This window comes from Pseudomonas sp. KB_12 (assembly GCF_052114545.1).
GTDB lineage: Bacteria > Pseudomonadota > Gammaproteobacteria > Pseudomonadales > Pseudomonadaceae > Aquipseudomonas > Aquipseudomonas brassicacearum.
On record NZ_JBFREY010000121.1, the window covers coordinates 1 to 388 of the forward strand.

Below are 388 nucleotides of genomic sequence, written 5' to 3' on the forward strand. Positions count from 1 at the left end.
ATCCAGCCCTGGCTGTCGGCGGCGTTGCCGGCAAAGCTGCCCTGCCCGGCTTCACCCAGCGCGCTCTGCCAGGCGCCACGCAGTTTCGGCGCAGCCTGCACGCGGTCGAAGCGCTCGGCAACCGCGCGGCGCGACATGTCCACGCTGTCGAAGGTCGACGCTTCAGCGCGCGCATGTGCTTGTCCGGACAGGCTCTCCAGGCTCGCCGACAGGCCATCGGTTCCGCCAGACGTACGCTGCAGCGCGCCTGCGGCCACGCCGAACGCCGAGCCCTGCAGATCCGCATTGCGGTCCAGCGCGGTGAATGCCGACTGCACCCGCAGTGCCGATGCCTGTGCATTGGCGCCCAGGCCCGATGCGGCTGCCGAAACGTTGACCTGGGTCAGGT

At 70.1% G+C, this 388-nt stretch carries 1 protein-coding gene; it reads right to left on the reverse strand.

Translation table 11 applies throughout. The annotated features are described in order from the left end of the window. A partial coding sequence (locus tag AB4Z20_RS28130; protein WP_442091261.1) for a hypothetical protein occupies positions 1–388 on the reverse strand: 388 nt, incomplete at both ends.